Source organism: Psychrobacter sp. Ps3, assembly GCF_022129275.1.
Lineage (GTDB): Bacteria > Pseudomonadota > Gammaproteobacteria > Pseudomonadales > Moraxellaceae > Psychrobacter > Psychrobacter submarinus.
The window spans coordinates 84837-107548 of the sequence record NZ_JADQAL010000003.1 but is presented as its reverse complement, the minus strand read 5'-3'; the positions used below and the strand labels follow the sequence as shown (position 1 = coordinate 107548).

General features: G+C 45.1%; 21 protein-coding genes. 7 read left to right on the top strand and 14 right to left on the bottom strand.

Annotated elements, in window-relative coordinates:
• Window positions 1-99: 99 nt before the first annotated feature.
• Entirely contained in the window at window positions 100-882 is a 783-nt protein-coding gene (locus tag I3248_RS01860; RefSeq protein WP_238062326.1) for a TetR/AcrR family transcriptional regulator, read from the bottom strand.
• A 560-nt stretch (window positions 883-1442) separates the two neighbouring features.
• Between I3248_RS01860 and I3248_RS01855 the strand changes: the two genes are divergently transcribed.
• On the top strand, window positions 1443-1646 hold the full coding sequence (locus tag I3248_RS01855) for a CsbD family protein (protein WP_025645532.1): 204 nt from the start codon (window positions 1443-1445) through the stop codon (window positions 1644-1646).
• 676 nt (window positions 1647-2322) lie between these two features.
• Here the strand turns inward: I3248_RS01855 and I3248_RS01850 are convergent.
• The gene (locus I3248_RS01850) at window positions 2323-3030 is read right to left on the bottom strand and encodes a divalent cation transporter (RefSeq protein ID WP_238062325.1); all 708 of its coding nucleotides are present in this window, start codon (window positions 3028-3030) and stop codon (window positions 2323-2325) included.
• A gap of 272 nt (window positions 3031-3302) precedes the next feature.
• Between I3248_RS01850 and I3248_RS01845 the strand changes: the two genes are divergently transcribed.
• A complete protein-coding gene (locus I3248_RS01845; protein WP_238062324.1) occupies window positions 3303-3932 on the top strand; it encodes a PepSY domain-containing protein in 630 nt (209 codons plus the stop codon).
• A gap of 161 nt (window positions 3933-4093) precedes the next feature.
• On the opposite strand, the gene I3248_RS01840 is transcribed toward I3248_RS01845, so the two are convergent.
• The 6 genes from I3248_RS01840 to I3248_RS01815 form a co-directional block, all read right to left on the bottom strand.
• Window positions 4094-4405, bottom strand: a complete 312-nt coding sequence (locus I3248_RS01840) for a YqfO family protein (RefSeq protein WP_238062323.1) — start codon at window positions 4403-4405, stop codon at window positions 4094-4096.
• Between the two features lie 51 nt (window positions 4406-4456).
• Complete coding sequence (locus I3248_RS01835; RefSeq protein ID WP_238062322.1) at window positions 4457-5104, bottom strand: DNA-3-methyladenine glycosylase; 648 nt, start codon at window positions 5102-5104, stop codon at window positions 4457-4459.
• Window positions 5105-5428: 324 nt separating this feature from the next.
• A complete protein-coding gene (gene purC, locus I3248_RS01830; protein WP_025646687.1) occupies window positions 5429-6142 on the bottom strand; it encodes a phosphoribosylaminoimidazolesuccinocarboxamide synthase in 714 nt (237 codons plus the stop codon).
• Between the two features lie 243 nt (window positions 6143-6385).
• The gene (locus I3248_RS01825) at window positions 6386-6721 is read right to left on the bottom strand and encodes a hypothetical protein (RefSeq protein ID WP_051397499.1); all 336 of its coding nucleotides are present in this window, start codon (window positions 6719-6721) and stop codon (window positions 6386-6388) included.
• A 115-nt stretch (window positions 6722-6836) separates the two neighbouring features.
• Window positions 6837-7742, bottom strand: a complete 906-nt coding sequence (gene dapA, locus I3248_RS01820) for a 4-hydroxy-tetrahydrodipicolinate synthase (protein ID WP_025646689.1) — start codon at window positions 7740-7742, stop codon at window positions 6837-6839.
• A 265-nt stretch (window positions 7743-8007) separates the two neighbouring features.
• Window positions 8008-9360, bottom strand: coding sequence for a Do family serine endopeptidase (locus I3248_RS01815; protein WP_238062351.1), 1353 nt, complete (start codon window positions 9358-9360; stop codon window positions 8008-8010).
• A gap of 769 nt (window positions 9361-10129) precedes the next feature.
• Between I3248_RS01815 and I3248_RS01810 the strand changes: the two genes are divergently transcribed.
• Window positions 10130-12418 (top strand): cation:proton antiporter, encoded by a 2289-nt coding sequence (locus tag I3248_RS01810; protein WP_238062321.1) that lies wholly within the window; start codon window positions 10130-10132, stop codon window positions 12416-12418.
• Window positions 12419-12546: 128 nt separating this feature from the next.
• On the opposite strand, the gene tmk is transcribed toward I3248_RS01810, so the two are convergent.
• Together tmk and mltG are read right to left on the bottom strand one after the other, a co-directional pair.
• Window positions 12547-13188, bottom strand: coding sequence for a dTMP kinase (gene tmk, locus I3248_RS01805; protein ID WP_238062320.1), 642 nt, complete (start codon window positions 13186-13188; stop codon window positions 12547-12549).
• Window positions 13189-13251: 63 nt separating this feature from the next.
• On the bottom strand, window positions 13252-14535 hold the full coding sequence (gene mltG / locus I3248_RS01800) for an endolytic transglycosylase MltG (RefSeq protein WP_238062319.1): 1284 nt from the start codon (window positions 14533-14535) through the stop codon (window positions 13252-13254).
• A 156-nt stretch (window positions 14536-14691) separates the two neighbouring features.
• Between mltG and I3248_RS01795 the strand changes: the two genes are divergently transcribed.
• Window positions 14692-15456, top strand: a complete 765-nt coding sequence (locus tag I3248_RS01795) for a DpnI domain-containing protein (protein ID WP_238062318.1) — start codon at window positions 14692-14694, stop codon at window positions 15454-15456.
• Here I3248_RS01795 and I3248_RS01790 read toward each other — a convergent pair.
• Complete coding sequence (locus I3248_RS01790) at window positions 15453-15947, bottom strand: hypothetical protein (RefSeq protein ID WP_238062317.1); 495 nt, start codon at window positions 15945-15947, stop codon at window positions 15453-15455. The two genes, I3248_RS01795 and I3248_RS01790, sit on opposite strands and share 4 nt — an antisense overlap.
• A 143-nt stretch (window positions 15948-16090) precedes the next feature.
• Here I3248_RS01790 and I3248_RS01785 point away from each other — a divergent pair, with 143 nt between their 5' ends.
• Window positions 16091-16282, top strand: a complete 192-nt coding sequence (locus tag I3248_RS01785) for a DpnD/PcfM family protein (RefSeq protein WP_238062316.1) — start codon at window positions 16091-16093, stop codon at window positions 16280-16282.
• Between the two features lie 4 nt (window positions 16283-16286).
• Here I3248_RS01785 and I3248_RS01780 read toward each other — a convergent pair whose 3' ends face one another.
• Window positions 16287-17330, bottom strand: a complete 1044-nt coding sequence (locus tag I3248_RS01780; RefSeq protein ID WP_238062315.1) for an aminotransferase class IV — start codon at window positions 17328-17330, stop codon at window positions 16287-16289.
• Between the two features lie 3 nt (window positions 17331-17333).
• Window positions 17334-18014 (bottom strand): hypothetical protein, encoded by a 681-nt coding sequence (locus I3248_RS01775; protein WP_238062314.1) that lies wholly within the window; start codon window positions 18012-18014, stop codon window positions 17334-17336.
• A gap of 374 nt (window positions 18015-18388) precedes the next feature.
• Between I3248_RS01775 and aroE the strand changes: the two genes are divergently transcribed.
• On the top strand, window positions 18389-19225 hold the full coding sequence (aroE, locus tag I3248_RS01770) for a shikimate dehydrogenase (RefSeq protein ID WP_238062313.1): 837 nt from the start codon (window positions 18389-18391) through the stop codon (window positions 19223-19225).
• Window positions 19226-19299: 74 nt separating this feature from the next.
• Here aroE and I3248_RS01765 read toward each other — a convergent pair whose 3' ends face one another.
• The gene (locus I3248_RS01765; protein WP_238062312.1) at window positions 19300-20430 is read right to left on the bottom strand and encodes an FUSC family protein; all 1131 of its coding nucleotides are present in this window, start codon (window positions 20428-20430) and stop codon (window positions 19300-19302) included.
• 368 nt (window positions 20431-20798) lie between these two features.
• On the opposite strand from I3248_RS01765, the gene I3248_RS01760 reads away from it, so the two are divergent.
• Window positions 20799-22619, top strand: coding sequence for an acyl-CoA dehydrogenase C-terminal domain-containing protein (locus tag I3248_RS01760; RefSeq protein WP_238062311.1), 1821 nt, complete (start codon window positions 20799-20801; stop codon window positions 22617-22619).
• Window positions 22620-22712 lie beyond the last annotated feature (93 nt).

Sequence of the window (22712 nt, the reverse complement as noted above, 5' to 3'; positions counted from 1 at the left end):
CGCTAGAATGTACTGGGTTAAAATATTGCTAGATACGAGCTTAGGTTTTACATCCAGCCTTAAACTTTGTTTTTTAAACGCTATCTTTAAACGCTATCTTTAAACGCTGTGTTTTTGCCAAAAACGAATGAATAAAGCATTTAAGTTTTGACATAAGATGGTGATGGCTTGACCTCGAGTATAGCGCTGCTGATGACAGCCTAGTATCAGCTCATGGACTTGCGCTGAGGCAATATCGACACACAAATTGACTTCAGAAGCCTCAAAATCACAGTCAGATAACGTCAGACCTTCGACAAATATCTGCGTCCACTCTTGTTGTATCTCATTGATTAAATGACTCAAGCCGCTGCTTGTAGACAGCTGATTTTCTTTCCTAGGTTTTGTACTGAGTTCTATACTGAGTTCTAAGCTGGGTTTTGTACTGAGTTTTGTAGTGGGGCCACAGCGCAGACGATCCTCGTTTAAGCGCTGAAATAAGTCGATATTAATGAAGGCGGCATCAAAGATGTGGTTAAGACATTGCTCACAGCGCTGGTTGAACTGAGTCTCACTGAGCCAAGCATAATCTTTAATCATTGTTATCCAAGCGGCGCGCATGGGCGAGAGATAATTGTCTTTGAGCTGCGCGCTTAGCTGCTGTTGCAGCTCATCTAAGCTTGCAAAATGATTATAAAAACTTGGCTGCGCAATCCCTGCGCCTTTGGCGACTTTATTCATACTCATGCCTGCGCTGCCTTCACTGCTATATAGACGCAAAGCGCTTTTCATTATCGCGTTACGCGTTTGTGCCTTGGCAAGATTGCGTGGTGATGCAGTGCTCGCTTTTGCAAACCCGTCTTTTTTATCACCTATATCATCGATTATTTGTGTCACTTTCACGCTTAGCCTTTTATTAAACCACTTTATGCTTAATACATGTTTAGACTATAAGGTTATAGTCATTTGCACAGGCTGTCTATAATTTAATTATTATGAATAACAGATTACTAAGATAAGCTAGCAGGGCATTGAGTGAAGCTGTTAGAGAGAAATCATGACGATCTAGAAAGAATAACCGTCTAACGAGATTATTTTGCAGAATAAGAAGTTGTATATTAAGACGCTTTTTAAAGTACTAGAACTTACGAGTACTAAATATCATAGTTAATAAATAGAACAGCCGTACGGTTACTTTTAATTTTGCTTACTCTTACAAAGGTTACATACTCATAATAAATTTGCGGCCTTTATTATTGTTGAGCAACACTAAAAACACCGTTAATACAGACAGCGCGAGTCATAATTTATATAGTAAGAATCACTAGTTATTGATGCATCGCTTAATAGCGATCTATTGAATGCTAGAGAATATAAACTCATTAATCGGCTATATTATAAAAATAGGTAAATAGAAGGACTTTTATTTTACTGAATGAGCCGCTAGTACAAGGATAATCACTATGAATGAACATACTCTAAAAGGCGAATGGAACCAAATGAAAGGTTCAGTAAAACAAAAATGGGGCGAGTTGACCAATGATGACCTCGACCAAATCGAAGGTAGCCGTGATAAGCTAGTCGGCCGTGTACAAGAACGTTATGGCCATAGCAAAGAGGATGCCGAGCGTGACGTGGACAACTGGCGCCGTGAAAACAACTATTAATAGTTGCAAGATAGAATAGATATTTTTATCTTTACCGTATTGGCTGATGGTCGATACGGTTTTTAGTATGTCGGTGTTAACTCTCATTGCTCATTCGTAGATAACTTTTGACTAGCGATTACATGCAGCTCAAGAGTAGAGAATTAGCAATAATAATTGAGAGACAATAACTTAAAAGCTATTATTTAAAGACAAAAATTAGAAATAATTACTTAGAAAATATAGCTGAAAAACTGCAGCTTAAAAACGATAAATTAGAAACGATAAACTAAAAACTATAAAACCGCATAACAATCATTGTTATGCGGTCTTATCTTTAACAATCCTTGTTACCTATCACGACTCATTCCACTGCATCCTTGCAGTACATCAAGTATAGTGCAATAGTAGAGCATCCTGCTCTAAATACAACTAGCTACTGGTATCGCTACCATCAGCACAGGTTATGCATCCTTACTTCACTAATCTTTGTCGTCCTGACGTAGATCACTGAAATATTATCCATAATACGGTTAACTCAATCCTTGAGTCACATTCCCTGATGCCGTGTGACTATAGTGCCAAAATGTAATCGAACTGTTAAGAGGTGTTAGCGTCAATGCTTGTAAGCATATGCTTACAAGACAAAATCTAATATTTAATAAAGACAGCGAGTTACCTCATTAAAGCCGTATTATCAGAGCAGCATTTCACCTAATATTCCTACTAAAAATCCTAATGTGGCTCCAAGCGGCGTCAGATAGTTTTTGGCAAGTTTGCTCTCAGGAATGATGTCCTGAATCAGCAGATATAAGATACCGCCACTAGCAAAGGTCATTAGATGAGCGGTTAAGTCAGGATGCGCACTTAATAAAAAGTGCCCGGCTAGTGCTGATAGTATGCCAAAGAAGCTGAGTACAAAGAAAATAGCCAAGGTCTTTTTGACACTAAAACCGCTTTGAACCAAATCACGAAATGAATTAAAAGATTCAGGTAAATTTTGTAGGCCGATAAACACCGCTAATAACGCAGCCATTTGTGGCTCAATAGCAAATACTGCCCCGAGGGCGATCGATTCAGGGATAAAGTCCATTAGCATCGCTAGTAGCGTCGCTTGCTGTCCGCCAGACTTTGCTAGTTGATAGTCAATAGCCATAAACACTATCGCACCTAGTAAGAATGAGCCTGTCACGCCCCAGACGCTCAGCTCCTCCATGCCCTTTGGCACTAATACTAGCGCTAATGCCGACAATATAATGCCCGCGCCAAACGACATTAAGGTATGAGTAATCTCGTATTTAACAGGACTATCTTTGACATGATGGTTAAACAAATTGGCCAATAGTCCGCCAATGAACACTGTTGCTCCGGCAAAGCCTGAATATAAAATGAGCTTAAATAGCATAGCTAAGACTCCCTACACCGTCCCGTTAGTATTATTCACCTGATGATTAGGCTTGTTTTTGAGTAGTTTTGAGGAAAAAAGGGGTTTTGGCAATACGGTTATCACTGAATACTCGTTTTCATTACTGAAGCTGTTGCTTTGTTTACAACTTGATAACTTACAAGACATTTATTATCAATTTTTATGAACTACTATAAGGTGTAAGAAAATGTTTCAAAGCTATTTGTTAAGCGATAAGGAACAAGTCGCTACTAGGATCAGGAGCCAAAAATATGAAAACACCCTCTACTCTCCCATTTAAAAAGCTACTCTCAGCAAGTCTTATCTTAACGCTACTTGGCATGTCAGCTGGTTGTACAGTTGCCAGTCCAGGCTACGGTAATCAGCCGATATATCAGGCCAATGATGGCTATAAAAACGCCAACTATAATCGTGCCAGACAACAGCTACGTAAAGACTTACGCCGCCAAGGCTATCAGTTAATGGATATCAGACCCGATACTTATCGCGGTAGGCAAGTGATCAAAGCCTATACAAAAAAGAATAATCAGGCTTACGAGCTTACTTACTCTTATCCCAATTTAAAACTGCTCAATTCAAATAAAAAGCAATGGGAGCAAGTCTGGCGAGATAACGACCATAAAAATGGTAATAAGAAGTACAAAAAAAATAAGCGCTATGATGATGTCGAAGATAGAATAAAACAAGAAAGTCGCTATTCAGCGGTTAGGCAGCGCGCTATCAAAAAGGTGAGCGCTATGGGCTACCGTGTCAAAGACATCGAACTCGATGATCGAAACAATCGCGGTGTGTTTGAAATTGAGGCCAAAAAAGGCTCGCAAGAGTATGAGATTCTGCTGAGCTATCCAAATCTAAATGTCATTAAGATAGAAAAAGACTGATCAACAAGCTAAGTACAGGCTAAATAAGTACAAGCTAAATAACAGATAGAGTGATACGCTTTTGCATCGCTGTTATGCCATACAGTCTTGATGCTGAGGGTCAAATAAGCATTTAGCTGCTATTTGACCCTTTTTTTATACCTACCAAGCCCCTTTAGTCGTCAAAAATCCAACACTTCTAGCACGTCATAAGCAGGAGTTTCATAAGGATGCGCTTGCTTTAAGGCTTTAATCACCTCTGCTATCATTGACGTCTTAACCACCATCTCGACACGCCATTCAGCGACTTTCTCAAGCTTATCTTGACTACCAAGATGCGGATTACTACCTGCCATTGGCATAAATTGCCCCTCTCCTTTGACTTGCCAGCAGCACTGCTCATAGTTGCCAATAGTGCCAGCTCCGGCAGCGAATAGCGCCGCTTTGACATTCTCTAGCGCTTCCTCTGGGATAAAAACAGTCAATTTATACATGATGTATCCTTAGTTTATATGGTCTTTTTTAATGGCTTTGATTTAAATAGTTTACTTCTTTGATAGTGACGGATGAGCCGTCCATACATAGCGTAGTAGCCAGTCTGCCGCCTCGCCTGCGTAATCGATACCGATACGCGGTCGTAGCGATACAAGCGGCAAACAGCCATCATCCTCAATCCAAACGCCAGACTCAGGCGCAATCGAGGAGCCGTATAACGCACGGTCAATTTGCAAGCGCTTTGTCAATTTACCCGGCCCGGCAAACTGTTTGATATGAGTGAGCTGCTTATCAGAACTTAAATTTTGCTCTTCAAGCAGACGCTCGCTATCCTCAGCCAAAAACCCAGCTCGTATCAGCACCGACTCTGGGGACTCAGCCGTACCGCTGACTAGATTGAGCATTAGATGCACTCCATACGTCAGATAAGTGTAGAAGACCCCGCCCTCAGCGTACATAATATCGGCTAGCGAATTGCCTTTCTTGCCTTTCGCTAAGTGCGCGGCAACTGAGCCGTCTTGCTCTCCTATATATGCTTCGGTTTCAGTAATGCGCACGCGCAGTACTTTTGGTACGCTATCTATGTCAGTTACACGTCGGCATAAGACTTTGCCAATCAAGTCCGCTGCCACTACGCAAGTTGGCCGAGCAAACCAAGAAGGCTCTAGGATAATCGAGTTCGTCTTCGCTTTGGACATGATATAGTAAACTCAATTTAAAAGTGTTATAGCGCTACTGGGGTGAGTTTTCCGCAGCCTCTGTGATAGCAGCACGCAAGAAAAATGTATACCAGTAGCGCATTTGAATTGATGACAGTTTTATCTTTAATAGACTATAGGCTTTTATCCGCATCAAATAATAGCTCTTATTATAAGAAATATCGCGGGCTGTAACGGTCACAGTTTGAGCACAATTAAGTAAAATTTTGCATAAAAAAACTGAGCTTAAAGCTCAGTTTTTATTGTGATATCAGTATTTAACCGCAGTATTTAACCGCAGTATTTAAAGCTCAGTATTGGACATTAGTCTAAAGGTACACCAATACGCTTTGCCACTTCTTCGTAGCCTTCGATCACATCGCCAAGCGATTGACGGAAGCGGTCTTTATCGAGCTTTTTCTTAGTGGTTTTATCCCAGATACGGCAGCCATCAGGTGAGAACTCATCACCTAGAACAATACGGTCATGAAAGACGCCAAACTCTAATTTAAAGTCGACTAAGATCAAATCACCTTGATCAAACAGCGCTTTTAGTACGTCGTTGACCTGATAGCTTAAAGCTTTCATTTTGGCGAGCTGATCTTCAGTGGCCCAGTTCAAAGTGATGGCTAGCGACTCATTCACCATCGGATCGCCTAGCGCATCATCTTTATAAAACAGCTCAAAGGTCGGCGGCGTCAACTCTTGGCCTTCTTCTAATCCCAAACGGCGCACTAGACTGCCGGCAGCATAGTTACGTACCACACATTCAACGGGCAGCATATCCATACGTTTGACGAGCACCTCATCGCTAGACAACTGCTGCTCAAAATGGGTCTCAATCCCCGCTTCGCTGAGTTTTTGCATAATAAAGCTGTTAAAGCGGTTATTCACCTCACCTTTACGCGCTAATTGCTCAATACGCTTACCATCTAACGCTGAGGTATCATCACGAAAGTGCAAGATGAGCAGATCGTTATCTTCAGTCTCATAGACTGATTTGGCTTTACCTTTGTATAAAAGTTGTTGTTTTTGCATGATAAGAGTCCTGTTCTTGCAAACTTATATAAGATATCTAAAAGAGTGATAGCCGGTTCAATGTAAAAGCATCAGTACAGCTAGAGCTAGCATGCTGATGATAACACCTAAGCCCTGAACACCGAACGCTAGCCGTCCGGCAAAGGGATATAGCAACAGCACACACAACGTTTCGTGCGTTTATGGTTTTGAACAGACTATGTAGACACTATTAGATTAAAAAATAATAGAATGAAAAATAATCTACTCAGTAGCTGCAGTAGTCGCCACAGTGCGCTGAGGTTTTGGTAATTGGTACTGCTTGCCCGCTTCGTTTTCTAAATTGAGCGTATTAACCCCAGCATTTGGCGTTGGATATAGCGGTACAAATGGCGCTGTTTGTGCATCGGCAGGCAATTGTAGCGGCGCAAGTTTTTGGCTTTGCTGATAGTCCAAGCTACCATTGTCGCGTTTTCCCACAAACTCTTTTAGCGACTGGCAACCGCTCAGCACTAAAGTACTTCCTAACAGAGCCGTCAGCAGAGCCGGAGTGATTTTAGAGAGGTGTGATTTTGGGATATGTAATGATGTTTTCATCATAGTGTCTCTGTGTTGTCTTAAGCATTAGCGCTCATTGGTGATTACGCTTAGATATTGACTGCGTGTCTAGCATTAAATACGCGTTTGTACTGTTGCACAAGCTGATGCGTAAATACTAGATTAAGTTTGCTTTTACCAAGGCTTTATCGATAGTCGCATGATGCGACTCAGCGAGCCAAACGAGTGGCAAACGAATCCCTTTATCGATCATACCCATTTTATGTAGCGCGTATTTGGCAGGGATAGGGCTGGACTCAATGAATAAATCACGGTGAAGATGTTCGATGACGTCATGAGCGGCTTTGGCAGCGGTAAAATCACCACGTAAGGCGGCGGCAAAAGTCTCGCTCATCGCTTTTGGTGCCACATTGGCAGTGACTGAGATATTACCTTTAGCGCCGACTTTCATAAGATCAAGCGCAGTACCATCGTCACCAGATAAAACCACTAACCTATCACCGACGGCTTTTATCAGCGCTTCACCGCGTCCAACTGAGCCTGTTGCGTCTTTGATAGCGACGATGTTATCAATGTCGGCTAAGCGCTCAACGGTCTCTTGACTAATATCGACAACAGTACGCCCTGGTACATTATAGAGCATTTGCGGCATATCGACTGCGGCAGCGATAGCTTTGTAGTGCTGATATAAGCCTTCTTGAGGCGGCTTATTATAGTAAGGCGCGACAAGTAACGCGCAGTCAGCGCCGGCGTCAGAGGCTTCTTGAGTCAGCTTGATAGCTTCATCGGTACTGTTAGCGCCAGTACCTGCAATCACAGGAACACGGCCATCGACATGCTTGACGAAGAAGCGAATCACTTCGCTATGCTCAGGTACGGATAGAGTGGCCGACTCGCCAGTTGTCCCTACTGCTACTAAGCAATGCGTGCCTTGCTCGATTTGCCAATCTATGAGATCTGCGAGACGCTTATAATCGACCTTACCATCAGGATGCATAGGCGTGACTAAGGCTACCATAGAGCCTTGTAATTGGGTTTTGATATCGTCGTATGCTGTACTCATAACCATGCCTTACTGTTTTTTTTGCGGTAACATTATCATTTTTATATGAAGCCAATGTTATCGTTTGAACGTATTTGTGATTGATAGCTACTAATAGCTGCACGTATAACTAAATGCCCGATAGTGTAGCATATTTTACTTGCGCGACTAGTTGTCAATTCTAGCTGTTCATTGTAGCCAGCTTCGCTTGTAAGCCTTACTAAAATGACGCGCTTCTCTTATAAAAGCTGTCATTATAAGAGTCTCTAACAGTGACAAACAAGCCCTATTCTATACGTAGACCGATAATAGCGGGAATGCCTTGGCGTACAACCTCAATAGTCACGACGCCTTGCTTAGGTAGTGAGGAGATAGCGCTAGTAAAATCAGTCACCGTCTTAATCGGCTTTTGGTGCAGATTAGTGACGATGTCGCCTGCCATAATGCCAGAGCGCGCCGCCAAACCGGTAGGATCAACGGCGGTCACTAACACACCAACCTGACTGTCTGAGTCAAACTGTGCTTGCTCATCGGTGGTCAAGTCGCGTAGACGCAGACCGAGCTGTACTTCATTGTTCTGCTTATCGCGGCTTTGCGCTTGTACATCACCCGGCGCTCGGCTGAGCTTGCCGGTCAACATCAGGCGCTTACCTTCACGCTGGATTTGGACTTGGAAAGGATCGTCTGGGCGCGCGCGGTTCAGTAAGTTTAGCAAATCATCAGCGCGTATAATGGGCATCTTATTATACTGCAAGATAATATCGCCCGTTTTGAGTCCGGCTCGTTGCGCTGGCGAGTCTGGCGATACTCGCGTCAATAACGCCCCTTGTGGCCGCGATAACCGATAGACCTCTGCTAAGTTGCGATCGATATCTTGCGGATAAATACCTAAGTAAGCGCGCGTCACCTCACCATTGGTTTTGAGCTGCTCATAGATATCCATCGCTGCATTCATCGGAATAGAGAACGATAGCCCCATGTAGCCGCCAGTACCACTAAAGATACGTGAGTTGATACCGATGACCTCGCCGCGTTTATTGAAGAGCGGGCCGCCGGAGTTACCAGGGTTGAGCGCGACATCCGTCTGAATAAATGGCACGCTTGTCTCTCGTGAAAAGCTGCGCGACTTAGCACTTACGATGCCGGCTGAAGCAGAATAATCAAAGCCAAAAGGCGAGCCTATTGCGAGTACCGGCTCCCCTACTTTTAGCAGATTGGAGTCGCCAATGCTCAAAGCCGGAAACTGACTGCCCTTAACCTTTAAGACAGCAACATCTGAGCGCTCATCACTACCTACGAGCACCGCATCTAACTCAGTGCGATCATTGAGCGTCACAGTGATCTTATCAGCACCTTCAACAACGTGATGGTTGGTCAGCATGTACCCATCTTTAGTGACAAAAAATCCGGTGCCATAAGCGTTTTCGATAGCGGGCGTGGCTGACCGGTCTGGCAGACGCAGGCGATCACCAAAGAACTGACGTAGCAGCTCTGCCGTCTGCGCTTGAGCCAGCTCCTCGTCACTAATATTAGTCGTTACGTTGACCCGAGCCACCCCTGGCGTCACTTGCTGTACTAAATCTGAGAAGTCCGTACTAGCGACCACAGCTTGGGCAGGAGTAACCATTAAAGGACTCATAGTAGCGGCGCTGACTCCTATCGCGACAGCTAATAAGCTGCGCTGCCACCAAGACTTGAGGTTATAATTGGCCTTTTTCTCCTGCATATTCTTCCCCTTGTGCTAACTTCGTATTATTATTTGCGGTTTTTGTGTTTGATATCAACTTATCGTATAAAAACGTCTATTAGTATGAGGTAATTTTTACCTGAATCATAGTGTCGTCTGATTGTCATTTAATTGTCGTTTGAGTGTTGTTTGACAGGGTGTTGCTGAGTCATTATCGCCGCCACTTTGGCTATAAGTGCTCTTATGACTAAAGAATGACTATCCGCTTGGTCGGGTGCTGATACAACAAAAATAAAATCATGCTATTATGATAAACCGATTACTATTTATGGTAAACAAAAGTAAGCTTTCATCTTTTTATATTTATTATGAGCTTAGATGTACTTTATTAAAAGCGTAGATGTACTTTATTAACATAGATGCCCTACTGTATGCCCTTGATGAAAAGCCTTACATTGAAAAGGTCTACAATGGCTTTTTAGTTTTCTATAATAGCTAGTGTCAAATGATTCGTATTGGTTACCCCATTATTCCTGCCGTTATTTTAGTGTCCCCCTGTGCTAGAGTTTGTACTCATTATTATTGTATTTTATGACTAGGGCGTGTTGATTGTGGTCAGGCTAAAATTTAACTTTAAAATAAAACCTCATTAGCGTTTTATGGCAGTATTAAACCGACGCTAATCTGTGATGTGTGACAGGTTTATAAAAAGGATTAATTTATGGATACCGCCCTATTACTATCTGGCGTAGTTGGCGCCGGCATTGCCGCCCAATGGCTAGCTTGGTATTTAAAGCAGCCGTCCATTTTGTTTTTATTATTAATTGGCATTATCGTTGGACCTATTCTTGGTATTTTCGATCCTGATTTGGTGCTAGGCGAGCTGATGTTCCCCTTTATTTCTTTAGGGGTGGCGATCATTCTCTTTGAGGGCTCTTTGACCTTAGAGTTTGATGAGATCAAGCAGCATGGTACGGTCGTACAGATGCTAGTGTCTGTTGGCGTGCTCATTACTATCGCCATCGTTGCGCTCTCAACTTATCTGTTATTCGATGTCGATCCGCTGATTGCGCTACTGTTCGGTGCACTCGTTTGTGTCACTGGGCCGACAGTGATTATGCCGCTACTGCGCAGCGTCCGTCCTAATAAGACCATCTCCAACATTCTCAAGTGGGAAGGTATCATCATTGACCCTATCGGCGCTATTGCCGTCGTTTTGGTTTATGAATATATCATCTCAGGCGGACAAGCCAACAGCATTCTTTTATTTGCGAAGATTGTGGTACTAGCGACTGCTTTAGGACTCATAGGGGCTTGGGTACTCGCCTTTTTGATGCGCCGCCACATGATACCTGAGTTTTTACGTAATGTTTTTACCTTAGCCTTTGTGTTGGTGCTGTTTTCGGTCTCAAACCATCTAGAGCATGAGTCTGGGCTGTTGACTGTGACGGTACTAGGCGTGGCACTGGCTAACTGGCCTAAATTCCCACGCGATACCATTCTAGAGTTCAATGAGTCGCTGACGGTACTACTGATCTCTGTGCTATTTATTATCCTTGCCGCGCGGGTTGAGCTCTCAAGCCTGCTCAGTGTCGGTTTTGCAGGATTAGTATTATTAGCGATTGTGATGCTAGTGGCGCGTCCGCTGTCGGTTTGGGCTTCTGCTATTGGCTCTAACCTAAAGACCAATGAAAAGCTGATGATCAGTTGGATTGGCCCGCGTGGTATTGTCGCCGCAGCTATATCCTCACTGTTTGCTATTCGTCTACAAGAGTATGATATTCAAGGCGTTGAGCTATTAGTGCCCTTAGTCTTTATGGTGATTATCGGTACGGTGATGATTCAAGGCTTAGGAGCCAAATTCGTCGGTAACTTATTGGGCGTGCGTGAGCCTGAAACTAACGGTATCTTGATCGTCGGCTCCAACCCTATTGCGCTGTTAGTGGCGACATCTTTAAAAGAGCAAGGCTTCGATGTCATCGTCGCTCATAACAACTATACCAATATTGCCAAAGCACGTATGAGCGGGCTGCGAACTTATTTTGGTAACCCTATCTCCGATCACGCCGATCATCATCTTGATCTCATCGGTATCGGTCGTCTGTTTGCCATGAGTATGGATAAAGAGATGAATACTTTGTCTGAGATTCATTATCGCCACGAATTCGGTGAGCGTAAGCTGTATCGTCTCAAGTTCAGTGAAGAGAAAGTCAAAAGCGAGCGCGATGACAAACAGTCTAACTTCAGCTCGCAGTGGCTATTTGGCAAAGACGTCACTTATACCAAATTAGCGAGCATGCTCTCCAAAAAAGCCAAGATTAAGATCACAAATATCACCGACAGTTATACTTATGAGCAGTATAAGGCCGATAACAAGCAGTTTGTACCGCTCTACACGATCGATAAAGAAGGTAAGCTACACGTCATCACTGATAAGTTTGATGGTAGTGTGCCGCGCGATCGTAAGCTTATCGCCTTAGTCGTCGATGATGGCATCAAGCCAAAGCCAGTAGACGTTACAGCTAAGCAAGAACAAGCGCGTGCTGCAGCCGATGCAGACTTTGAGGCCAGCTATAAAGCGCCTGAAAAACGTAAAGAAAAAGAGCTAGTAGCAGACGGGACCGCCGATACTGAAGCACAAGCGGCTGATAAAGAAGCGAGCACGGCTACTGGTAAGGAAGATAGCGCTGACAACGCTGGTACTAAAACTGCCAGCGCCACTGAAAACAACAGCTCTCAAGTCCATGAGAGTAAAGCCGCTAAGGCGGGTAATACTCCTAATAAAATCACTGCTGCTGATAAAACCACCGCAAAACCGGCTACCCCAGCTGTAGAAGCAACAGTAGACAAAGGCGTAAAGTCAAATAACGCCAAAGCGACAACTAAGACTGACACTGGCACTAATGTCAGCGGGGAAGCCCCCAAGACCAAGTCAGGCTCGCTTGACCCTAACCGTCTGCCGGGTAGTACTGATAGCAATAGTTCTGCTAACAACAGTACTGATAAATAACTGGTGCTTAACCCTGTTATTTATCAGGACAAGTGATTGTTATAAGCTTGCATAAAAAAACGCCAACTCCTTGATTTGAGTTGGCGTTTTTATTGAGTCCTTGGTTAAGAAAACCCTAGCAAAAGCGATTAGCCTAAATTAAAGCGCGCCTGCACGGTTTGCCAAATACGCCCGCCCACTTCATCGCTGCTGCCGCTGGCATCGATACGCTCAATGCGCTCAGGGTGCTGCATAGCCAGCATACTAAAGCCATGATGAACGCGGGTAAAAAACGCCGTAGCCTGCTGCTCAAAGCGATCAGCCTTGCTACGTTTACCAGCGCGGGCCATACCTTCTAGCACTGGTAGATCCAGCCATAGCGTCAGCTCTGGCAGTGGCGAGATAAACTGAGCGATTAGACTATCGATTTTTGCTAATACTCGCTGATCGCCATCGGCGCGGCCATAGCCTTGATAAGCGATGGTTGAGTCGGTGAAGCGATCACAAATCACCCAAGCGCCGCGCTGCAGTGCAGGCAGGATAACTTGCTGCAGATGATCCGCGCGAGCAGCAAAGAGGAGTAGTAGCTCGGTATCGTCATTGATATCAGTCGCCGGATCGAGCAAGATGGCGCGTAGACGCTCAGCGAATGGACTACCGCCCGGCTCACGAGTACGTACGTAGTCGATACCCGCTGCCTGCAAACGTTGGCATAAGCCTTCGATAGCGGTCGTCTTACCAACGCCTTCTGTACCTTCAAAACTAATAAACCGACCTACTGTTGTTGTCACATTATTCCTTAAATGATCCTAAGCCAATCTTTATGCTTATTTGAGCTTGATTGAGCGCTATTATTACTCGCCAGGCGGGGTTTGTGATTTCTTCTCGCGCATCACTTTGAGGTACTCTTGCACCGCGTTATTGTGCTCTCTTAAGCTATTGGTGAATTTATGACCGCCATTGCCCGTCGCCACAAAGTACAAGGCTTCGCTATCTGCCGGGTGCAAAGTCGCTTCGATAGAGGCTGGCGACGGTAAGGAGATTGGCGTTGGCGGTAAGCCGTCGATTTGATAGGTATTATAGCTCGTCTTTTCATCGATATCTTTACGGCGAATATTACCATCGTAGCGATCGCCCATACCATAGATGATCGTTGGGTCTGTTTGCAGGCGCATGCTTTGTTTTAGACGGTTATTGAACACCGCGGATACCAGCGCGCGCTCATCGGCTATGCTGGTTTCTTTTTCGATGATAGACGCCATTATCAATGCTTGATAAGGGCTCTCATAAGGCAGATCTGGCGCGCGGTTCTCCCACGCCTCAGTCAATGCCTGCTGCTGGCGCTTATACAAATCAGTCAACACTTGGGTGTCGGTTGCGCCTTCCCCATAATAATAAGTATCTGGGGTAAACCAGCCTTCAAGATTATGATTGACGATAGGGTCGTCGCTCGTGGTCACGGACTCGGGCAGTATTCCGGCCAAATCTAGCGCTTCAGCAATACTGGCATTATCTGCACCCTCAACTAGCACTTCTTTGACGATACCCTCATTGTCACGCAGGTTCTGATACAGATCGCTTGCGGTCTTGCCTTCGATCACTTGCACTTTGACCATCGCCACTTTTGCGCCTTGACCAAATACATGCAGGGCTTCTGCAATCGTTGGGTTCTCAGGTAACGGATAAATCCCGGCGTGCAGCGGTGCATCGACTTGCGACTTGATATACAACTTGGCAATACTGGCAGAAAACAGTGGAATCTCTTTTTGCCACTGCGGTAGCAAGCCATAATAAGTATCGCCCTGCTCGATAGTGACTTTTTGTGCCGGCTGCGTGATACGGCCAAATAGCGTCTGATAGACCATCACTAGCAAGAAAGCGGCAATCAGCCCGAGCACTAACAATATCTGATAGCCGCGTTGCATAAAAAACGATGGATTATCTTTTTTGTAGCGCCGCGGTTTGCTGCCACCACTAATCAGCGACACATCGGTCGCGGGCGCTTTGTCTAGGTCATCAGTGGCGTCACGCTCAGCGGTTGGCTCTACGGGTGACGAGTCGACTCTCTTAGCATTTGACTCAGTAGCCGCGCTATCATTAGGCTTGTTATCAGGGTTTTCGGGGGTCGGCGTGCTCATGGCAACTCAAAGGGCAGAAGTTTGCTAGAATTTAGCATTGAACCGTAAGCTTTTCAATGGTATTTGCTTAGCTTATGGATTATCTTAGGGTTTGTAGCAAGTTTTATGGCTAATCGCTATTCTTCTATCGACCCCGTTTAATAAAGATGTTTCATTATGGATTTAAACTTTAATCAGCAGCTTGCCAGCGCTTATAAGTCTCCTAGCCAAATTGTACGAGTGCTCAGCGAAGATTGGGTCGCTAAGCAAAGCTACTGTCCCAACTGCAGCGCTCAACCGTTAGCTGAGTTTGCTAATAATGAGCCTGTGGCTGATTTTTATTGCGCGAACTGTAAAGAACAATTTGAGTTAAAAAGTAAAAAAGCTAAGCTCAGTCAAATCATCAATGATGGCGCTTATGAGACTATGCTTGCGCGTATCAATAGCGACGATAATCCCAGTTTTTTCTTTTTAACCTACTCGCCAGAGTTTACGGTTAATAACTTCTTAATCATTCCCAAGCAGTTTTTTAAACCTGAAATCATAATCAGGCGTAAGCCTTTAGCAGCCACTGCCAAACGTGCAGGCTGGGTTGGCTGTAATATTGATTTGAGCCAAGTGCCTGAGTCGGGCAAAGTTTATTTGGCAAAGAATAGAACCGTCATTGCGCGCGATACCGTCACGCAGCAATTTCAAAAAACGCTTTTTTTACGTCAGCAATCGTTGGACTCGCGCGGTTGGACACTAGATGTTTGGCAGTGTATTGACAGACTTGATGATAAATTTACCCTTAAACAAGTCTATGCTTTTGCAGATGAACTACAGGCCAAGCACCCTGATAATAATCATGTTAAGGACAAAATTCGCCAGCAACTGCAAGTGCTACGTGATAAAGGCATTATTGAGTTTTTGGGGCGTGGTTATTATCAGAAACTCTATTAACTATCTTGGTTGTCCCAAAGAGGTAAATAGGCGCTTGCAACTAAACGTTCACAGAACTTATGAGGCGGATAGTCTATTTCTAATTCATCGTTTACTTTAAAAAAAGTGTTTATATTGTCTTTGATACATTCAAAAGACTGGTTTTTCACATGCTTGTTCCACTCCTTTAATAGTCCTAATGGCGTACGAGAAGCCTTAGTAAAAGCTTGTCTTTTTACGGTAAGTGCACACATGACTAATTCATCATGAGGTAGCTTATCTATGCCTTGTTCTATAACCTCTTGACGGGTATGCGCATACTTAAACAACCCACCAAACGCTGTATATTTTTTATCTTTTTTAGAATAAGTAACAGTGAGTGCTATTTTCGAATAACCCGCTAAGTGTACGATTTCGTCAGGCTGTTTTTTTGCTAGTTTGCAGATTTCATCAAAAATCATCAAACGACGGATTTGTAAAGGTATGCGTTCATCTTCGTAGACTGAGTCCATTTTTGCTATTATCCTCTGGTAAAAACACTAGCATTGATCGATTAGCGTTATGACTCAAGCAGGGTTAACAAAAGACGATCAATTCTCTGCTCTCGCCTTTGCTAGGATCAAAAGCATATTATCTAGCCAGGACGAGAACAGTTATGACAACCGAAAAGAAATTGAAAACTTATCAAGTAGAGATAATCGAAACGATGAGCGCACTTGTCGAAGTAGTCGCGGAAGATGGTGCGTCTGCAATTTCGCAAGCCAATGATAAGTATAGAAACGAGGATATTGTGTTATATCCTGATGATGGACTTGATACGCAGTTTGTTATTTTCGCAGTGAAGTAAGTGATTAACCAAACTCAACCACCTGCCCCGATAGCAAAGTAAGCTTCGATACAGGCATGACATCGCGCACCGCATTACAAAAGAACATCTGACTGAGCTTTGGCAAATCATTATCAGTGAGTGATCTCATAATAACCGGCTTATCAGTCTCAGCTAAACTATCAATAAGCACTTGGCGCATGACCCCAGCCACGCCCGATTGCGTCATCGGCGGCGTGTACCATTGGCCATCAGTGAGATAGTTTCTATCCTTGTTAACATCCTCTTGCTGACCACTACTCGTAATATGAGAGCCGGATAACTGATAGAAGACATTGCTCATCACACCCTCGACCCACTGCCCGCTCATATCACGTAACAAGCCCTCACCTATTCCGGCATCAGGGCTTCTGGTCTTAATCTGCTCAAGCTCGCCACTGGCCAGCACATTATCGAGACGATTTAACGATTTTAGTCCGGCCAAAGTAGGCGGCAGTACAGCGATTTGTGAAGTCAGACAAACGGCGCGGCGCGGCGCTTGCTGAATAACAGGAGCACCATTTGGCAGCAGTAAGGTATCTAAGGTATCGTGAGAGTCAGCTGTTTTATGAGTGGCGCTTTGATCAGTCGCACTTTGCCCCTCGCTAGGCATAAGCTTGAGCCAAATCTCGCAAGCATTGCCCGCTGCATCCGCAGCAAAGCTATAACCACGTAGCGATTGGGTCGCGCGAGTGACGATGACTTTCATCACCCCTTGCTGTAGCTGCTGCGCGTAAGCTTTTAGGCTAGAGACTAAGTGTGGCGTCGCAATATCAAGCTGCAGGGCTGCGGCATGACTCGCTAGCCGCTGCCAATGATAGTCCGCCCACAGCACCTGACCATCGCGCACCGCCATAGTAGTAAAAAAACCATCGCCATAAGCCAAACCGCGATTGTCTAACGACATAGTCACTGGTTTCGGATCTACTGAGGCTATCGCCGCCTTATTTGCTGGCGGATAAAGCGCGTACCAGCCCTCTTTTAGCCTATCAGCACTTTTTAGACTGTCAGTACTGTCGATACTGCTCACCGCTTAGCCTGCACTCGCTTGCGCTTTTGATTTATTAAAGATAATCATACAGCTATAAAACTCACATTTGGCAAGCTCAATGGTTTGGCCGCCTGCGGTTTTATTTTTGACGATTTGACCGTTGAGCATATCAGCGAGCACGCGGCCACCCTCATCACCCATCAGCTGACGGACTAGTGTGTAGGCCTTTTGGGCGTGCGCCTGACTGAGCTCTTTTTCTTTATCTGTATCGGTAGGATTGGCATAGTACCAGCCCAGCTCTAGATACTTCTGCGAGTCGATAATATCTAGATACGGCTCATCAGCTTGCATAAAGCGGTACTTAGTCGCCGGGTTACTGGCATAATCGAGGCTGTTTTTGTCGGTGGTAACCACTGAGCCAAAAGTTGACTGGATATTATCTAGCTCGTCAATCGTTACTGGCTCGACCTCGGAACTGCCCCAACTGGACATATCATAGCTGATGGGGGTTCCTTGACTGGCGACCGCGCCATCGAGATCGGCGGCGTCTGTTGAATCGGTAGGCGCTTCGGTCGCGACCTCCTCAGTGGTTGACGACATCGAAGCTTCGCTTTCTGCGCTTGGGTTTGAGTCATTACAAGCGCTCAAAGAGACACCCGCTATCATTAGCATACTGACCATCAAAGGTTGAAGGCTGTTTTTCTGCATGGGCAATTTACTCATCTTATCTAGAATATTGAATGTCGAGTCCTCGACCGGCTTGATTTAAATAGGGTTTTACCAAAATCTTAATGCTGCTAGTTTACCCAACTGCTGCAGCCTTGACTAGCCTTTAGGTTACCGATAACACTATGAGCGAGTACAGTTTTGTTAACGGTATTGTTGATTTATCACCGCTGGCAACTGACCGCTGGTAATGCCCGTTTGTCAAAGAATGACCTATCGCTTATGATAACTGAGCGCTACTGCATCCCTAAACGCTTCTTTAGCCCAAAAGTAGCCATGCAAAAGTAGACATATAAGTAGATATATAAATAACAACAAAACTAGCAATAAAACCAGTACCGCCCTCAAACTCGCTTAATAGGATTTTCGCAATGACTCAGCACTTTATCGTTATCGGCAACCCCATTAATCACAGCAAATCCCCTAAAATTCATCAGACTTTTGCTGCCCAAACCGATATCGATATTCGCTATCAGCGCCAGTATTGTCCAGATAATGAAGCCAGCTTTGTCGCCGTAGTAGAGGCTTTTTTTTATGGCGGCGGCGTAGGCGCTAACGTCACTGTGCCGTTTAAACAAATCGCCTTTAGTCACTGTCAGACGCAAGGAGGGCTATCTGAACATGCCCACGTGGCAGGCGCAGTCAATACGTTACTCATAAAAGACGGCGCGGTTTATGGTGACAATACCGATGGTCAAGGCTTGGTCAATCACATCATAAGCTTAGGCTGGCCGCTTGATGGCGCGCGAGTGGCGATTATTGGCGCAGGCGGCGCGGCGCGCGGCGTGGTGCTGCCGCTTATCGAAGCAGGTATCGCCTCCTTAACGATTGCCAATCGCACTTTGAGTAAAGCGCAGACACTAGTCACTGAGCTTAGCGCCGCGAGTCAAACGATTGAGAAGCAGGCGATTGCGACTTGTACGACGGCGGAGCTGACTGGCGAGTTTGACTTGATTATCAATGCTACCTCCATCGGTCTGACAGGGGACACTTTGCCGATAGCGGATAGTCTGAACACTCACTATGCTTACGATATGATGTACGGGCGCGCCCTGCCGTTCTTGCAGCACTTTACGCGGCGCGGCGCGCAAGTGTCGGATGGTTACGGTATGCTTATCAATCAAGCAGCGCTAAGCTTTGAGCGCTGGACCGGACAAGCGGTAGAGGTTGCGGCAGCGACAAAAGACTTGCAATCACCATCGACGTAAAGCATTTTAGAGCACTTAGCACTTAGCACTTAGCACTTAGCACTTAGCACTTAGCACTTAGCACTTTAAACATTCTAAACCCCAAAACGCGCTAACAGCCAGCGCTCTAAGCGATGTAGCGGGGCCCGCAGCTTTGCAGATTGCATCGCCATACCGCCTATCAGGCCAATGATACAGCCGAGAGCGGTATCTAGCATTCGTGCTTGGATGACCTCTTGATAGAGCTGCTGTGAGGGCGGTAGACCACTGCCATATTCAGCGATAAACACGGTCAATGGCGTGATAAATATCACTGCAAGACCATAATGGCGATCGACTAACGACTCAATACATAGCATCAGCACCAAGATAACGGCAGCGACTTGCCACAATGTCAGCTGCCAAGACAGCATCCATGCTGCCACTCCCATGCCTATCAGCGTGCCGAGCAGACGATGAAACTGCTTAATCCACATGGTACGTAGATGAATACCTTGAATAATAATAAAGCAGCTCACCGCCGCCCAATACGGATAAGGCATCGTGAGCACTAAAGCGATAGACAAAGCTAGACTGACAAAACCGGCCACCATGATACTTTCACTGATTGTCTCCGGCTGATAGCTTTGAGCTGGTAGATTAGTGCGCTTGCGTGTCGCTAATAAAAACAGCGAGTACAGCAGCGCCATGATAAGGGCAAAACCGCTACCGAGCATCACAAGGCCAGTCGCTGCGACAATTTGCGTCAAAGGTACAGGGATAAATAAGGCGATAGCGGTAGACATCATCACAAACAGTCCGGCCGGCGGCGGCTGGTTGTAGTAGCGCCCAAAGATCACAATAGCAAAAGCCACTAACGCAAATACCGGAATCTTAATAAAAGCCAGCTGCTGGGCGATAAGCCCCAACGCGAAGCATAACGCCATCGCAAAACCCCAAGCCATCACCGTCACCATACGCTGCGGCAAGCTTCCTCCAAAGGGCAGGTTCAGAATAATCATCGCCCCAAGCGAAGCTTTAATCCCGGCAGATAGCGCCTCAAAATACGCTCCCACAAATACCGGAAAGCTAATCGTGATAGCAGCGATAAGGGGCATATGCCAAGGCCGACGGCTTTGATTGACAGCCATCAAATGCTCAACTTCACCGCTAATCAAACGCTTGATAGTCACCCATAGCCGCTGCAAAAAGCGGTAGTAGACATATCGACTGTACTTAACTGACATATATGAAACCCTAAACTAACCTCTACCTTTGAGTTATCCTATGACTCTGATGCGACAAGAACTATGTTATATTTTACTGAGCTGCTCTAAGCTGTCATTTTCGGTGTCCCATTTACCTTTTATCATAACCAATAGTAATATCATGGTTTATTAGTTATGAATATTATTTATAAATGGTATATTTGTGGCGACAGACTCTTTATACTAGATTTATCATAATTGTCATAGCAGCGCCCCTTTATAGTCAAGATAACTCACCCTTATCTTATTCCTATATTAGCCTTACCATAATTTCTATAGTCAGCTCGCCGATGAAGATCTAATGACCTATCATCGGCTGTTGTCTCAACTTGTCAAAGAGAGTCCCTATGTTAACTTACAAAGCCCCTTTACGTGATATTAAGTTTTTAATAAATGATGTCTTTGATTATCAGTCACACTATAAAACCTTGGACAATGGCGAAAACGCGGACCCTGAAACGGTCGACATGATCTTGCAAGGAATGGCTGATTTTGCCGAAAACATTCTATCTCCTATCTATCAGCCTGCTGATGAAGAAGGCTGTCATTTTGAAGATGGCGTCGTCACTACGCCTAAAGGCTTCAAAGAAGCTTACAACCAGTTTGTAGAAGGCGGCTGGCAAGGTATCTCATACCCTGAAGAGTACGGCGGTATGAACTTGCCGATGTCGATCAACCTAATCAAAGCTGAGATCATCGGTACGGCTAACTGGCCATGGTCTATGTACCCAGGCCTATCGACTGGCTGTATCAACACTATCATGCAGTACGGTACCGATGAGCAAAAAGAAACTTACATGCATAAGCTGGTCGAAGGTACTTGGTCAGGTACTATGTGCCTAACTGAGCCGCAGTGTGGTACTGACTTGGGCCAAGTTAAGTCAAAAGCGATTCCGCAAGAGGACGGTACCTATAAAATTAGCGGTACTAAGATTTTCATCTCAAGCGGTGAGCATGACTTGACGGACAACATCGTCCATATCGTTCTTGCTCGCCTGCCGGATGCACCTGAAGGTACACGCGGTATCTCACTATTTATCGTACCAAAATTCTTGCCAAATGCAGAAGGCGAAGCTGGCGAACGTAACGGCGTCACTTGTGGCTCTATCGAGCACAAAATGGGTATCAGCTCATCAGCGACTTGTGTCCTAAACTTTGACGCCGCGACAGGTTACCTCATCGGTGAGCCGAACAAAGGCCTAAAAGCCATGTTCACCTTTATGAACACGGCGCGTATCGGTACAGGTATCGAAGGCCTAGCACATACTGAATTGTCTTTCCAAAACGCGCTACCGTATGCCAAAGAGCGCCGCTCTATGCGTACCTTATCAGGCACAAAAGATCCTGAAAAAGTAGCAGATGCGATTATCCATCACGCTGACGTGCGCCGTATGCTATTGACGCAAAAAGCCTTTGCAGAAGGCGGCCGCTCGATGATTTATCACTCAGCTCGCTATGCGGATAAAATGTCGCAAGGTGTGGCTAATGGTGATGATGCCGAGTTTGAAAAATGGGATGATAAATTAGGCTTTTATACGCCTATTCTTAAAGGCTTCTTGACTGAGCTGGGTATCGAAGCGGCTAAGCACGGCCAGCAGGTCTACGGTGGCCACGGTTATATCAAAGAGTGGGGCATGGAGCTGATCGCTCGTGATGCACGTATCGCTACTATGTACGAAGGTACTACCGGCGTTCAAGCCCTAGACTTACTTGGCCGTAAAGTTATCTTGCAGTCAAAAGGTAAGATCATCCGCGACTACACCTCAAGCATTATGAAGTGGTGTAGTGAGCACGCTCTTGATAAAGACATGCGTAAATTCGTATGGGCTTTGACTAAGCTATGTGCTGAGTGGAACACCTTAACGGTACGCTTGATGCTGATGGCGCGTAAAGATCGTGAAATCATCTCAGCGGCTTCAGAAGACTACTTAATGTACTCAGGCTATGTGATGATGGGTTATCACTGGGCACGTATGGCGGCTGTCGCTTATGACAAGCTAGAAAACGGCGGCGTAGAGGCTCCAGAATTCTATCAAGCGAAAATTCAAACTGCTGAGTTCTATTTTGATAAGCTGCTACCTCGCACCTCAGGCCACGCCGAAGGTATGGTTGCGCCAAGTGAGAGCATGACTTCAATGGACATCGAAAACTTTGCATTTTTAGACTAATACTAAGCCTGTTGCCGTCTAAAAACAGCTACTAATACAAAAGTAAAAAAGCGTCTATTGATTAGGCGCTTTTTTTTATGGTCGATAATAAGC

Excerpts from the sequence above, each read along its gene's own strand:
- I3248_RS01760 (WP_238062311.1), top strand. The coding sequence starts at position 20,799 with ATGTTAACTTACAAAGCCCCTTTACGTGATATTAAGTTTTTAATAAAT.
- I3248_RS01775 (WP_238062314.1), bottom strand. The coding sequence starts at position 18,014 with ATGAGTAAATTGCCCATGCAGAAAAACAGCCTTCAACCTTTGATGGTC.
- I3248_RS01810 (WP_238062321.1), top strand. The coding sequence starts at position 10,130 with ATGGATACCGCCCTATTACTATCTGGCGTAGTTGGCGCCGGCATTGCC.
- I3248_RS01765 (WP_238062312.1), bottom strand. The coding sequence starts at position 20,430 with ATGTCAGTTAAGTACAGTCGATATGTCTACTACCGCTTTTTGCAGCGG.
- I3248_RS01790 (WP_238062317.1), bottom strand. The coding sequence starts at position 15,947 with ATGGACTCAGTCTACGAAGATGAACGCATACCTTTACAAATCCGTCGT.
- I3248_RS01835 (WP_238062322.1), bottom strand. The coding sequence starts at position 5,104 with ATGTCCAAAGCGAAGACGAACTCGATTATCCTAGAGCCTTCTTGGTTT.
- aroE (WP_238062313.1), top strand. The coding sequence starts at position 18,389 with ATGACTCAGCACTTTATCGTTATCGGCAACCCCATTAATCACAGCAAA.
- I3248_RS01795 (WP_238062318.1), top strand. The coding sequence starts at position 14,692 with ATGGATTTAAACTTTAATCAGCAGCTTGCCAGCGCTTATAAGTCTCCT.
- I3248_RS01825 (WP_051397499.1), bottom strand. The coding sequence starts at position 6,721 with ATGATGAAAACATCATTACATATCCCAAAATCACACCTCTCTAAAATC.
- I3248_RS01815 (WP_238062351.1), bottom strand. The coding sequence starts at position 9,360 with ATGAGTCCTTTAATGGTTACTCCTGCCCAAGCTGTGGTCGCTAGTACG.
- dapA (WP_025646689.1), bottom strand. The coding sequence starts at position 7,742 with ATGAGTACAGCATACGACGATATCAAAACCCAATTACAAGGCTCTATG.
- I3248_RS01850 (WP_238062325.1), bottom strand. The coding sequence starts at position 3,030 with ATGCTATTTAAGCTCATTTTATATTCAGGCTTTGCCGGAGCAACAGTG.
- I3248_RS01840 (WP_238062323.1), bottom strand. The coding sequence starts at position 4,405 with ATGTATAAATTGACTGTTTTTATCCCAGAGGAAGCGCTAGAGAATGTC.
- I3248_RS01855 (WP_025645532.1), top strand. The coding sequence starts at position 1,443 with ATGAATGAACATACTCTAAAAGGCGAATGGAACCAAATGAAAGGTTCA.
- purC (WP_025646687.1), bottom strand. The coding sequence starts at position 6,142 with ATGCAAAAACAACAACTTTTATACAAAGGTAAAGCCAAATCAGTCTAT.
- I3248_RS01785 (WP_238062316.1), top strand. The coding sequence starts at position 16,091 with ATGACAACCGAAAAGAAATTGAAAACTTATCAAGTAGAGATAATCGAA.
- mltG (WP_238062319.1), bottom strand. The coding sequence starts at position 14,535 with ATGAGCACGCCGACCCCCGAAAACCCTGATAACAAGCCTAATGATAGC.
- I3248_RS01845 (WP_238062324.1), top strand. The coding sequence starts at position 3,303 with ATGAAAACACCCTCTACTCTCCCATTTAAAAAGCTACTCTCAGCAAGT.